Source organism: Myxococcus sp. AS-1-15 (assembly GCF_020037055.1).
Taxonomy (GTDB): Bacteria; Myxococcota; Myxococcia; order Myxococcales; family Myxococcaceae; genus Myxococcus; species Myxococcus fulvus.
Genome location: NZ_JAIQDF010000003.1, coordinates 667,164 through 679,928 on the forward strand (window position 1 = coordinate 667,164; position 12,765 = coordinate 679,928).

A 12,765-nucleotide genomic window follows, 5' to 3' on the forward strand; every position below is an offset into this window, starting at 1 on the left:
CATGCTCGTCTCCCTGGTCATCCCCGTCTACAACGAGATTCCCACCCTGGCGGAGCTGCTGCGCCGCTGCATCGCGGTCGACTTCCCCAAGGAGCTTGTCCTCGTGGACGATTGCTCCCGGGACGGAAGCCGGGAGCTGTTGCAGCAGCTGGCCGAGCAGGGTGTGGGCCTGCTGGGGGGCACGCCGAAGAACCGCAACGACATCCGGGTGCTGTTCCAGGAGCAGAACCAGGGCAAGGGCGCCGCGCTGCGCAGGGGCTTCGCCGAGGCCACCGGGGACATCATCCTCGTGCAGGACGCGGACCTGGAATACGACCCGCGCGACATCCCGCGGGTGATTCAGCCCATCCTGGACGGTGAGGCCGACGTCGTCTTCGGCAGCCGCTTCACGGGGACGCCCCGCCGGGTGCTGTACTTCTGGCACACGGTCATCAACAACCTGCTGACCACGCTCTCCAACATGACGAGCGGGCTGAACCTCACCGACATGGAGACCTGCTACAAGGCCTTCCGCGCCGAGGTGCTGCGCTCCGTCGAGGTGGAGGAGGACCGCTTCGGCTTCGAGCCCGAAATCACCGCCAAGGTGGCCCGCGGCAACTGGCGCATCTACGAGGTGCCCATCAGCTACCACGGGCGCACGTACGAGGAGGGCAAGAAGATTGGCTGGAAGGACGGCGTGCGCGCCCTCTATGCCATCGGCAAGTACGCGCTGAAGCGCTAGTCCGCGCGCCGTCCGGGAAGGCCCCGTCCCCGTCGGGACGGAGTGGACCTCCCGGGTCGTCCGGCGCGGGCCTCGCGTGCACGAGGTCCGCCCGGACACACGCCCCCTTCACGACTAGCGCCGGGTGCCGCTGTCACTGCTGCCCGAGGGTCCCGCGTTGGTGCCCGTGGTGCCGCCGGAGCTGCTGTTGTCGAGCCCCGCGCCCGAGCCGCCCGTGCCACCGGTGTTGTTCGGGGTGTCCGTGCGGGTGCCGCTCGCGCCCGTGCCGCCGGTGCCTCCCGGGCTGGTGCCGCTGGTGGCCGGGTCGTTCGTGCTGCTCGTGCCCGACGTATCCGTGGTGTCCGTCCCGCTCGCGCCGCTGCCGCCGGAGCCCGTGCCGTTGAGGTCGGAGCCGGTAGTGCCCTGGCTGCCGGTGCCGCTGCCACCCGCCCCCGTGCCGTTGAGGTCGGAGCCGGTGCCGCTCGAGCCCGAGCCGCTGACATCCGAGCCGGTGCTGCTGCCCCCCGCGCCCGTGCCGTAGACACCGGAGCCGGTGCTGCCCGGCTGGGCGCCCGAGCCCTGGACATCGGAGCTGCTGCCGCTGCCCCCGATGCCGTCGTCGCTCGAGCCCGCACCGCCGTGGTCCTGCGTGGCGCCACTCGGGACGGCGTCCTGCGAGCCCCCCGTCATCTCCGTCGTGCGACCCGAGCCCCCTGTGCCCTGCTCGTTGCGTGAATCCGCGGACTGCCGGGACTCACAGGCCCAGCCCAGCGCCATCGCCGGCACCAGCGCGCCAATCAACCACCCTCTTCGGAAATCTTTCATGGTCGTGCTCCCCACCACTGTGGACCTCTCAATGTGAAAACGAGGCGCACGAAGGACAGGGGCACGGCGGCGGGTGTCGGGCCGTCGCTCGGAGAGCAGGACGCCCAGACACATCGCCCCTTCCGTGGACTGTGAGGCAAGGGAGCGTGCTCGCACGGGCGCGGGGGCCGCGTCGCGCGACGGGGGCGGTGAGGCTCACCGCCCCCCAGGCGGACAGGCTACCCGTGGGCGCGCGTCTCCTCCGTGGGAGGGGGCTCGGGCGGCGGCACCGAGGGCGGCGCGCCCAGGAGCAGCGCCTTCGCCGCGTCCACCGCCTCGCTCGTCCCCGTCAGCGCGAGCACGTCGCCCACCCGCAGCACCTCCTGCGCGGTGGGCACCGACAGGCTCTGCTCGCCACGCTGGATGGCCAGCACCGTCGCGCCCGTGAGGCCGCGCAGGTTCACCTGGGCCAGCGTCTTGCCCGCGCCGGGGCTGGACTCCTCCAGCCGCACGGAGGCCGGCGCGCCCAGGCCCGGCAACAGCCCCTGCACGTGGTCCAGCGCGTGCTCCTCCGCGCCCGGCTCCTTCGAGTGCGACTGCGCCGCCAGCGCCGCCACCAGCACCTGCGCGCCGGCGCGCACGTGGCCGTGCAGATTGGTCGCCCCGCGCCAGAAGGCGACGCCCAGCGCGCCCACCAGCACCAGCAACACCAGGGGGCCCGCCACGCCCTTCAAGAAGGGCTGCGTCACCACCACCACGGGGATGGCCACCAGCAGGACGATGCCCACCTGCAGCGTGACGAGCAGCACCCGCCGAGGCGCCGCGGCCAGGTCCAGCTTGCCGTCCTTGCGCGCCGGCAGCGCCGCCTCCGACAGAATCGAGCCCAGCCGCCGCGCCATGCCGATGACGCCCAGGATGAACGGCACCGCCAGCAGCACCGCGCCGCCCAGGATGAGGTTCTTCGACAGGTCCTCGTCCACGCCCGTCTGGACCTCGACGAAGTGGGCCATGCGGTCCGCCATCAGCGCCGTGCCGATGACCAGGACCACCAGCAGCACCGCGTCCAGCACCAACAGCCGGATGAGGCGCCGCACGCCCGCGCCCAACGTCTCCCGACGCGGCGCCTGCCGCAGCCGCTCCACCCACGTACCGTACAGCGTGACGAAGGTCTGCAGGGGCTTGGGCAGCTTGCGGTCCACCCACGACGCCACCGGCCCCGAGGCCTTGATGAGCAGGGGCGTGGTGAGCGTGGTGATGGCCGACACGGCCACCGCCACCGGGTAGATGAACGAGCCGGTGGCCTTCAGCGACAGGCCCAGCGCGGCGATGATGAAGGAGAACTCGCCAATCTGCGCCAGGCTCAGGCCCGCCTGCACGGAGGTGCGCGTGCTGTTGCCCGTCAGGAACGCGCCCAGCGCCACGCTGACCAGCTTGCCGACGATGACCACCACGGTGAGCACCAGGATGGCCGCCCAGTGCTCCATGATGAGCGCGGGGCTGATGAGCATGCCCACCGACACGAAGAAGATGGCCGCGAACATGTCGCGCACCGGCTGCACCAGGTGCTCGACCAGCTTCTCCTCACCCGACTCCGCCACCAGCGAGCCCGCCAGGAACGCGCCCAGCGCCACCGAGTAGCCGAACGACTGGGCCAGCAGCGCCACCGCGAAGCAGATGCCCACGCTCGTCACGAGCGTCGTCTCCGGCCGGTTCAGCTTGATGACCGCGCGCATGGCCCGGGGGATGATGAACAGGCCCACCGCCACCAGGCCCACCAGGAACGCCACCAGCTTGCCCGTGGTCAGCGTCAGGTCCTTCACCGACAGGCCCGCGCCCGTGGAGATGGCCGTCAGCGTGGCCATCAGCAGCACCGCGATGAGGTCCTCGACGATGAGCACGCCCACCACCAGCTCCCGCAGCTTCCCGCGGATGCCCTGCTCGTCGAACACCTTGGCGATGATGGTGGTGCTGGACACGGCGATGATGGCGCCGGTGAAGATGCTCTCCAGCGTCGTCCAGCCGAAGGCGCGCCCCACCACGAAGCCCAGCCACACCATGATGCTGCACTGGATGACGGCCGTGAGCCCGGCGGTGAACCCCACCGAGAACAGCTTGCGCAGGCTGAACTCCAGCCCGAGCGAGAACATCAGCAGGATGACGCCCAGCTCCGACAGCGTCGTCACCACCTCCTGGTTGGCGACCAGCGGAATCGGCAGGTAGGGGCCCACCACGAGGCCCGCGAGGATGTAGCCGAGCACCACGGGCTGGCGCAGCTTCTGGAAGACCACCGTCGTCACCGCGGCGACGCACAGGACAATGGCAATGGCCTGGAGGACCTCGTGGGCTCCGTGCATCAGGTCACCTCAATCTGGAAGACTCGGACGGGACGCGCCCCGCTTTTTTCCGAGGACTCGGAAAGACAAGGGCCATCCCTCGGGGATGAAAGGAAAAGACGACGTCACGCCGGGCTTCTCGCCCGGACCACCGCGGGACTCCACGCGCGACCCCGGCCCGGCAGAGGGCCCGCGTCGCGCACGGGTCAGCCGAACTCGGGCGGTCCGCGCAGCGTCCGACTGGCGATGGAGGGACGGTCCGCGACTTCCCCGCTCGACGTGGGCGCCGCCGGGGCACGACGTTCGCGCAGGGTGACGCGCGTGAAGGCGTGGTGACGCTCGCGGCCCCAGCGGTACAGGGCCAGCAGGTCCGGCTCCAGCCCCGTGCGGGTCCGCACCGAGGAGGCCGCGAAGACGACGGGCCCCGCGCCCACATGGAGCCCCAGGTCCCAGCCGCCCAGGTCCGTGATGTGGAACTGCGCGCCCCAGCGCCGCGAGGACTTCTTGGAGGACCCGGCGCCCTGGAGCACCGACGTCACGCCGGAGTCGGCGTAGAAGCCGCGCTCGGGGGTGCTTCGGGTGGGGCACTCGGCGTCCCCGGCGCGCAGGACGGTCGCCAGGACCAGCGCCATGCCCAGGGCCAGCAGCCCGGCACGGAGCAGCTCACTCCCGGAACCGGGCATTCGCGATGTCGGGCCGGGGGAGCGCATCGGCCGTTCAGGTACTACGCCGGACATGGCCCCGTAAAGCGCGGGTTGTCCCCCGCCCGCCAGTCCGCTCAAGCCCCACCGCGCGGACGAGGTGGCGAGCGCGCGGAGCGGCGGCGCGGCCATGTGCCCGTGGCTCCACGCGCCCTGACGCGAGGGGACGACACCCCGTTCCAGGCGGGTGCGTCACCGGGCTGTAGGCCCATGTCCTCCTCTCCACGAATGAGTCGACCGGGACGGGGCGCGAAGGCGCGCGTGGACGATGACAACGTCCGCCCGTGCACAGCGATGGCAGGCGTCGATGCGGCCCGTGCATGGGCGTGCCGCCGAGGGGGAGCATCCCTAGGTTGAGGATGTGCTTTCACGATTCCTGCTCTACGGGTGCACGGGTTGGGTGCTGGAGGTCCTCTTCACGGGGGCGAACGCGGCCCTGCGCCGGGACAGGAGCGCCACGGCGCAGACCTATCTCTGGATGCACCCCATCTACGGGGGGACGGCGCTGGCGCTGGAGGAGGTCTCCGCCAGGCTCAAGCCCCTGCCCCGGCCGGTGAGGGCGCTGGCCTACACGGCCCTCATCTTCGGGGCGGAGTACGCCACGGGGTGGCTCTTGAAGAAGGTGCTCGGCCGCTGCCCGTGGGACTACACGCCGCACCGCTGGAGCGTGCACGGGCTCATCCGCCTGGACTACGCGCCCGCCTGGTACCTCACCGCGCTGCTGTTCGAGCCGGTCCGCGACGGGCTGCTCCACGTCACCAGCGAGGCTTTGCGGCACACGCCCGAGTACCGGGAGGCCGAGGAGGCCGGGGTGGTGCCCGCCGGGTGCCTTCCCGAGGGCGAGGCGGAGCAGGCGGGTGTGGTGGCCACGCGCTTCGAGCGGGCCCAGGTGGTGGAAGTCTCCCCCTGAGGCGGGGGTTCGTGGGGGGTGGCCCTTCCCCCGCCCGAGTCCGCTGGTCGACTGCTCCCCAGGCGGTTGTGAAAGGGCTTCCGGCTTTTCTTCCTCCGTGCCGCGTCGCGTAGTACCTTCGCGGCCGCATTCCCCCACGCGCCAGCGGGAAATTCCGCCGACTCTCCGAAAGTTTCCGCCCTCGTATGTTCGACTGGCTTCACACCCTCTTTTCGCGCGACCTCGCCATCGACCTCGGCACGGCGAACACGCTCATCTACATCCGCGGTCAGGGCATCGTGTCCAACGAGCCCTCGGTGGTGGCCGTCCAGCAGGACGCGCGCGGGGGCAAGAAGGTCCTCGCGGTGGGCAAGGAAGCCAAGGAGATGTTGGGCCGCACGCCGGGCAACATCGTCGCCATCCGGCCGATGAAGGACGGCGTCATCGCCGACTTCGAAATCACGGCGGCGATGCTGCGCTACTTCATCCAGAGCGCGCACAACCGCAAGACGCTGGTGAACCCGCGCATCATCATCGGCATCCCCTCTGGAATCACGGAGGTGGAGCGCCGCGCGGTGCGCGAGGCGGCGGCGAACGCGGGCGCGCGCGAGGTCTACCTGATTGAGCAGCCCATGGCGGCGGCCATCGGCGCGGGCCTGCCGGTGACGGAGCCCAGCGGCAACATGATTGTGGACATCGGCGGTGGCACGTCCGACGTCGCGGTCATCAGCCTGGCGGGCATCGTGTTCGCCAAGAGCGTGCGCATCGGCGGCGACAAGCTGGACGAGGCGATCATCCAGTACGTGAAGCGCAAGTACAACCTGCTCATCGGCGAGCGCACGGCGGAGCTCATCAAGATGGGCATCGGCACGGCGTATCCGACGGACGAGGTCATGACCATGGAGATCAAGGGTCGCGACCTGGTGGCGGGTGTGCCGCGCACGCTGACGGTGTCGAGCGACGAGGTGCGTGACGCGCTCGCCGAGCCGGTGAACGGCATCGTCGAGGCGGTGAAGCTGACGCTGGAGCGCACGCCCCCGGAGCTGGCCGGTGACATCGCCGACAGGGGCATCGTGCTGGCCGGTGGTGGCGCGCTGCTGAAGAACCTGGACACGCTGTTGCGTGAGGAGACGGGCCTGCCGGTGTTCCTGGCCGAGGACCCACTTTCCGCCGTGGTGATTGGCGCGGGCAAGGCGCTGGAGTCGCTCGACATCCTCCGCCAGGTCTGCCAGCCGGGCTGAGCCTCGGCCCTGTCGTGAGCACCGCGGCGCCGTGCCTCCTGGAGGCCGGCGCCGTTCGTGTTTCCAGAGGTCAGACCTCGGTGAACCTCACGCCGGTGACTTGAGCGCGCTCCAGTGCGAGCTTGAGGTCCTCGGAGACGATGAGGCCCAGGTCCCAGCCCCAGGTGCGGAACACCTTGGCGTCACCGACCTTCGACTTGTCGATGCGCATGCCGATGACGGACCTGTACTCCCCCACCCGCTCGGGCTGACCGTCTTCGGGCTTCCAGTACAGGACCTCCTCGGACGCCTCATCGTCGATGCAGCGCAGGAGCTTCGTGGCCACCAGGATGAGGTACTGGTCGGGCAACCCCTGGATTTCGACGGGGCAGAACTGCACTGCGTCAGGAGCCAGCTCCATGAAGAGCGTGGCGACACGGACATGGACGACTGGCGCCATGCCAAGCCCCGCGGTGCTGAACTCCAGGCGTCGCCCGGGCTCATCGATGGGGATGCTCAAACGTCCTTGGGGTGGAAGCGCACGTCCAGAACGGAAGACATAGGGGTCCTCCAGTTCCACGCCACGCTCATCCAACGGATCTCCCAGGTCCCAGTTCCCCGACTCCACCACCTGCGCGAGCTTGAAGTAACGCTTGGGCATATCTGGCCCTCTACCTCACTTTCCTCGCGTCACCAGTTCGTTGAGTCTCGTCCCCTTCGTCCTGACTTCCACGGACAGGGCCTGGAGTTCGGTGGTCAGCGCCTTGCGACAAGCTTCCACGGTGCGACACGTCCTCGTCACGCTGTTGAGCCGCTCGTAAATGGCTTCGTGGTACTTCTGAGGGTGAGGGCCTTTGTGGCCTCGCACTTCCACGACGTTCTCCGGGTCCTTCAGCTTCATTCCCGCCTTGCGGAAGATTCTCCTGAACTGAGGAGTCCAGGGTCCCCCCTGGACAGCGGAGACGCTGTTCTTGTCCGTGGCGATGTGATGGCGATGCGGCTTGCTCGTACCGTTTCGCTGGCCAGCCATCGCCAGCGCATTGGGTGCGAGCGCGATGGTGAGTCCCTCGCCCGACACCGCGACCGAACGCACCGCCCCCATGGCCGCGAACTGGAAACCCGCCTGAGATTCGACCGCCAGCGCCGCCTGTGCGGAGCCCGGCAGTTGCGCTGACTTCGCCGCCAACCCCGCCGTGTTGCCGATAGCGGCGGTGGCCAACATCACGAAGACACGCGCTGCGTTCTCCCCCAGCACCGCTCCAAATGCGGAGCCCGCTTCGTCGAGCTGCTCGAAGGTGGTGGCACGGTCCACATCCCTGACGAGCGCGCACCATCCCCCGATGATGCCCAACACCGTATCGACGCCCAGATAGGCGATGGCCGTCGCTGTCAGCAACGTCGCCAGGCCCTTCGACACAGGCTCGGGCAAGGACCACAGGAGCATGTACATCGTCACGGAGGCCATCACCACCGAGAGGACTTGCTTGGGGTCGGTCATGTCCTCCAGCGCCTCGGCCGACTCATCCCAGACCGAGCCCATGGCGATGGCCATCGCCAGCACGTACTTGCCATCACTGCCGAGCAGCGGGCCTTCTTCCAGCAGACTCAGGCAATCACCCGGCGTGCCCTTGTTCCGACACCATCGGCCATAGGCCTGGGTCATCTCCTCGTCCGCATAGGTCTCCAGCAGGTGAGGCCCCTCAGCCGAGGGCTCGCCTCTGACCGAGAGCCGGTGCGCCCGGTGCTCGTAGAGGTACAACCCGCTGCGGGAGGGGAGCCCGAACAGTTCACGGGCCTGCCTCATCGGGTTGTTCGAGGGAACGACATCACGCGACAGGGACTTCATCGCATCCTCGAACTCGTCATCTTCGAGTCGGGCCTCGGCCAGCTCCGCACCCTCTTCCTCATGGGGCGCCAGGGTCAGGACCTCGCGCCCCGTGTCGAGACGAACGACCCGGGCCGAGGAGCACCCAACTCCCGTCAACAGCATGAGCAGCGCGACGCACCAACGTGGCGACATGGGCCCTCCGTGTCAGGAGCCCGAACCATGCCTCGCGGCCCTGACACGTCCCCTCACCCGGGCCAGAAAGGGAGCACGAGCGGGTTTGACACCCACACAGGCCCTGGATTGTGGTGCGCCCATGAGCACATCCACGGTTCGTCACACGTTGTCGAAGGTCCTCGCCGCCACGCTGCTCGTGTCCTCGCCCGCGCTCGCGGACTGGGTCGGTGACCTGCGCGTGAAGAGCGCGCCCCCGCCCGGCCAGAAGGCCGCCCCCGAGACCAAGGGCAAGATGTACGGCCGCACCGGCATGCTGCGCATGGACCTGTCCCCCGCCGAGGTCCCCGGCGGAATGTCCATCCTCTTCAACTGGGAGAAGCGCACCGGCTCCACCCTCTTCCACGAGCGCAAGGCCGCCACCACCCGCAACCTCGACGACATGTCCGTGAAGATTCCCGGCGCCTGCTCCGGGAAGAACCAGGACTTCGACGCGTGCTTCAAGGAGCAGGGCTTCAAGAAGGTCGGCACCCAGAAGGTCAACGGCCACCCCACCGTCATCTATGAAGGTGTCCCTCCCGGTGCCGAGGGCGCCGTCGAGCGTCAGAAGGTGTGGCGCCCCACCGACCTCCCCGAGGTCGCCTACGTGCGCAGCCAGACCTTCGACACCAAGGGCAAGCTCCAGGCCGAAATCGACGTCACCAACATCAAGGTCGGCGAGCAGCCTGCCTCCCTCTTCACCATCCCCGCTGACTACGAGGAACTCGACGCCCCCGGCCCCAACGACTCCGTCATGGGCTCCTTCAAGCCCGAGGACTTCAAGGGCAAGTCCCCCGAGCAGATTCAAGAGATGATTCGTCAGCGCATGGCTGCCCCCCAGAGCACCCCGCCCGCGAAGACGAAGTAGCCCGCTTCAGCTCGCGCGAGCCACCACACCGCCAGCCCCCAACAACGCGGGGCGGCGGTGCTTCGCATACAGCGAGTCCCTCCACGCGAGCAGGTCCGGGAACGCCGCGGCCAGCGACTCGTGATGCCACACCTCACGCGTCCCCGGCCCCACCGGCAACCACGCGTCATCCACGGGCCGCACGAACTGGAGCATCAGCCCCGCCGTGATGTCCGCGTACGTGAAGCCGTCCATCAGATAGGGACGCCCCTTCAGCTCCGCGCGGAGCCGCTCCAACGCGGGGACCGCCTTCTCATGCAGCACCCGCTCGGGGTCCGCCACCGCGTGATGCTTGCGCGAGATGAACCGCACCCCCAGTCGGGCCACCGGCGCGGACAGCCCCCGAAGAAACCCAGGGATGTACCCAGGCAGGCTCTCGCGCTGCGCGCGCGGATTCTCGAGCATCCGTCGCAACACGTTGGCCCGGGCGATGCCCAGCACCGCGTCGCTCACCAGCTCCCAGCGCTCGATGGTCTCCATCGCATTCGCGGGAAACAGCGGCGCACCGCGCCCCTGTGCCTCCGCCCTGCGTGCAATCGAGAACGAACCCGTCGTCGCCCCCTCCGGCTCCACGAGCAACGGCACCGTGGGACGCGTGCCCTTCGGCGTGCGCCAGCGCAGCGCCAGCTCACCCGTCAGCGGCGTGTGCTCGCGGTAGCGGTAGTCGACACCGTGGTGGTCCAACGCCCAGAGGGCCTTCTCCGTCCAACCCGAGTACCGCAACCCATACAGAGTGCGCATAGGCCCCGGAACCTACGCCGGACCAGGGCGGGATGTATAACCAGGACATGACGCCTCCCCTCCGACTGCACCTGCGTGACCTCAGCCACGCCCTGGTGGAGGCCTGGCGCCAGGAGTTCGCGGGCCTCGACGGCGTCACCATCTCCCGAGGAGACATCTTCTCCGAGCGCGAGGGACAGGTGTCCCCCAACGACCCCATCGACATCCGCGCCGACGCCATCATCAGCCCCGCCAACAGCTTCGGGTTCATGGATGGCGGCATCGACGCCGTCTACACGTACCAGCTCGGCCAGCAGGTACAGGACCGCCTGCGCGAGCTGCTCGAGAAGGACTGGGGCGGCGAGCTGCCCGTGGGCAACGCGGTGCTCGTCCCCACCGGCCGCGAGGAGATTCCCTGGTGCATCAGCGCGCCCACCATGCGCGTGCCCACGGATGTCAGCGAGACGGTGAACGCCTACCTCGCCATGCGCGCCTCGCTGCGCTGCGTGCTCGCGTACAACAAGACGGCGAAGACACCCATCCGCACCATCCTCACCCCAGGCCTGGGCACCGCCGTCGGCCGCATGCCCGCCCTCCGCTGCGCGCGACAGATGAAGGACGCGTGGCTGCGCACCGTGGTGGGACCGGACTTCATCCCCGGCACCCTCCGCGCAGCCGCGACGGATGACGCCCGGCTGAAGCCATAGCGCCGCGGACCCGTGCTACAAGCCGGGCCCATGAGCCCTGCCCGCGAGCCCCGCTCCTCGACGAAGCAGTCCTCCCGCCCCGCGTCGAAGCGCGGGAAGACCACCGCCCCCGTGAAGGCCGCCCGGAACGCCCTCGCCGCGAAGTCCGTGGCACCGCAGACGCCTCCTCGCGGCGCCAGGGGCGGCAAGTCCTCCGCCCCGAAGCCCTCGGCCAGCGCGGCGACCGGCAAGTCCTCGGCCACGAAGCCCACCGCCAGCACCGCGCCGCGCAAGGCCGGTGCTCGAAAGACGCTCGCCAGCGCCGCGACCCACAAGTCCCCGGCCGCGAAGCCCACCACCAGCGCCGCTCGAAACCCGCCCATGCCATCCAAGTCCGCGCCCGCCGCGACCAAGACGCCGTCCGCCCCCGCCCCCACGGACGGCCTGCCCATCGTCTTCTTCGAGACCCCCGCCGCCTTCGACCGCTGGATGGAGAAGCACCACACCACGCGCGGCGCGTGGCTCAAGTTCACGAAGAAGGGCCACAGCCCCACCTCGGTCACCTACCAGGAGGCGCTGGAGGTCGCGCTGATCTGGGGTTGGATCGACGGCCAGAAGGGCCGCTTCGACGAGACCGCGTACCTGCTGCGCTTCACCCCACGCGGCCCGCGCAGCATCTGGTCGAAGATCAACCGCGAGAAGGTGCTCGCCCTCATCGACGCCGGGAAGATGCGCCCCACGGGGCTGGCCGAAGTCGAGAACGCGAAGAAGAACGGCCGCTGGGACGCCGCCTACGACTCCGCGCGCACATCCACCGTGCCGGAGGACCTCGCCCAGGCCCTGGCCGCCAACCCGCGCGCCCAGGCGTTCTTCGCGACACTCAACTCCGTCAACCGCTACGCCATCCTGTTCCGCGTCCAGAACGTCAAGAAGGCGGAGACCCGCGCCCGCAAGATCGCCGAGTACGTCGACATGCTCGCCCGGAACGAGAAGATCCACTCCTGATGCCCGCCTCCAGCTCCTCCCCCGTGCTCGCCGTGCGCGAGCTGTGCAAGACCTACGCGGGCACGGTCGCCGTCGACGGCATCTCCTTCGAGGTGGGCCGCAACGAAATCGTCGGGCTGCTCGGCCCCAACGGCGCCGGCAAGACGACGACCATCAACATGGTGCTCGGCGTGCTCGAGCCCACCTCCGGCTCCATCCACATCCAGGGCGTGGACCTGGCGAAGCACCGCTCCCAGGCCCTGGAGCGCACCAACTTCGCCGCCGTCTACGCGCCCCTGCCCGGCAACCTCACCGTCGAGCAGAACCTGCGCTACTTCGGGCTCATCTACGGCGTGAAGCACGTCTCCCAGCGCATCGAGACCCTGCTGAAGGAATTCGACCTCGTGCGCTTCCGCGACACCAAGAGCGGCGTGCTGTCCTCGGGCGAGCAGACCCGCGTGGCGCTCGCCAAGGCCATGCTCAACCAGCCGCAGCTGCTCCTGCTCGACGAGCCCACCGCGTCCCTGGACCCGGCCACCGCGAAGGACATCCGCGCCCGCATCCGCGACTTCGCGGCCCAGGGCACCGGCGGCGTGCTGTGGACGTCCCACAACATGTACGAGGTCGAGGAGGTCTGCGACCGCGTCCTCTTCATGTCGCGCGGCGAGGTGCTGCTCCAGGGAGACCCTCGCAAGCTGCCGCAGGAGCACGGCAAGGCCACGCTTGAGGAGCTGTTCATCACCGTCGCCCGCGAGCCGCTCGCGCTGGGGAATCACTGAAGCC

The 12,765-nt window shown here is 69.4% G+C and carries 13 protein-coding genes; 7 read left to right on the forward strand and 6 right to left on the reverse strand.

The features are described 5' to 3' along the window. Nucleotide 1: 1 nt before the first annotated feature. On the forward strand, nucleotides 2-721 hold the full coding sequence (locus tag K8625_RS12210; protein ID WP_223782799.1) for a glycosyltransferase family 2 protein: 720 nt from the start codon (nucleotides 2-4) through the stop codon (nucleotides 719-721). A 114-nt stretch (nucleotides 722-835) separates the two neighbouring features. Here the strand turns inward: K8625_RS12210 and K8625_RS12215 are convergent, their stop codons facing one another. From K8625_RS12215 to K8625_RS12225, 3 genes are all read right to left on the reverse strand, one after another. Further along, nucleotides 836-1,525, reverse strand: coding sequence for a hypothetical protein (locus K8625_RS12215; protein ID WP_223782800.1), 690 nt, complete (start codon nucleotides 1,523-1,525; stop codon nucleotides 836-838). Nucleotides 1,526-1,743: 218 nt separating this feature from the next. Continuing rightward, nucleotides 1,744-3,858 (reverse strand): cation:proton antiporter, encoded by a 2,115-nt coding sequence (locus K8625_RS12220; RefSeq protein ID WP_223782801.1) that lies wholly within the window; start codon nucleotides 3,856-3,858, stop codon nucleotides 1,744-1,746. Between the two features lie 185 nt (nucleotides 3,859-4,043). Further along, on the reverse strand, nucleotides 4,044-4,520 hold the full coding sequence (locus K8625_RS12225; protein WP_223749665.1) for a hypothetical protein: 477 nt from the start codon (nucleotides 4,518-4,520) through the stop codon (nucleotides 4,044-4,046). A 379-nt stretch (nucleotides 4,521-4,899) separates the two neighbouring features. Here K8625_RS12225 and K8625_RS12230 point away from each other — a divergent pair, with 379 nt between their 5' ends. Further along, on the forward strand, nucleotides 4,900-5,448 hold the full coding sequence (locus K8625_RS12230; RefSeq protein WP_141325547.1) for a hypothetical protein: 549 nt from the start codon (nucleotides 4,900-4,902) through the stop codon (nucleotides 5,446-5,448). Between the two features lie 185 nt (nucleotides 5,449-5,633). Continuing rightward, nucleotides 5,634-6,668: a rod shape-determining protein gene (locus K8625_RS12235; protein WP_011556714.1), complete on the forward strand. Its 1,035-nt coding sequence runs from the start codon at nucleotides 5,634-5,636 to the stop codon at nucleotides 6,666-6,668. Between the two features lie 70 nt (nucleotides 6,669-6,738). On the opposite strand, the gene K8625_RS12240 is transcribed toward K8625_RS12235, so the two are convergent. Further along, the gene (locus tag K8625_RS12240) at nucleotides 6,739-7,308 is read right to left on the reverse strand and encodes an imm11 family protein (protein WP_223782802.1); all 570 of its coding nucleotides are present in this window, start codon (nucleotides 7,306-7,308) and stop codon (nucleotides 6,739-6,741) included. A 15-nt stretch (nucleotides 7,309-7,323) separates the two neighbouring features. Further along, nucleotides 7,324-8,667 (reverse strand): AHH domain-containing protein, encoded by a 1,344-nt coding sequence (locus K8625_RS12245; RefSeq protein WP_223782803.1) that lies wholly within the window; start codon nucleotides 8,665-8,667, stop codon nucleotides 7,324-7,326. 121 nt (nucleotides 8,668-8,788) lie between these two features. On the opposite strand from K8625_RS12245, the gene K8625_RS12250 reads away from it, so the two are divergent. Further along, a complete protein-coding gene (locus K8625_RS12250; protein ID WP_223782804.1) occupies nucleotides 8,789-9,553 on the forward strand; it encodes a hypothetical protein in 765 nt (254 codons plus the stop codon). Between the two features lie 6 nt (nucleotides 9,554-9,559). Here the strand turns inward: K8625_RS12250 and K8625_RS12255 are convergent, their stop codons facing one another. After that, on the reverse strand, nucleotides 9,560-10,333 hold the full coding sequence (locus K8625_RS12255; RefSeq protein WP_223782805.1) for a glutathione S-transferase family protein: 774 nt from the start codon (nucleotides 10,331-10,333) through the stop codon (nucleotides 9,560-9,562). Nucleotides 10,334-10,380: 47 nt separating this feature from the next. Here K8625_RS12255 and K8625_RS12260 point away from each other — a divergent pair, with 47 nt between their 5' ends. Genes K8625_RS12260 through K8625_RS12270 form a run of 3 tightly spaced genes read left to right on the forward strand, consistent with a single transcriptional unit; the run spans nucleotide 10,381 to nucleotide 12,761 of the window. Further along, complete coding sequence (locus tag K8625_RS12260) at nucleotides 10,381-11,019, forward strand: macro domain-containing protein (RefSeq protein ID WP_223782806.1); 639 nt, start codon at nucleotides 10,381-10,383, stop codon at nucleotides 11,017-11,019. Between the two features lie 30 nt (nucleotides 11,020-11,049). Continuing rightward, the gene (locus K8625_RS44435; protein ID WP_370641905.1) at nucleotides 11,050-12,003 is read left to right on the forward strand and encodes a YdeI/OmpD-associated family protein; all 954 of its coding nucleotides are present in this window, start codon (nucleotides 11,050-11,052) and stop codon (nucleotides 12,001-12,003) included. Beyond that, nucleotides 12,003-12,761 (forward strand): ABC transporter ATP-binding protein, encoded by a 759-nt coding sequence (locus K8625_RS12270; protein ID WP_223782807.1) that lies wholly within the window; start codon nucleotides 12,003-12,005, stop codon nucleotides 12,759-12,761. Before K8625_RS44435 ends, K8625_RS12270 begins: the two co-directional genes overlap by 1 nt. The last annotated feature ends 4 nt before the right edge of the window (nucleotides 12,762-12,765 follow it).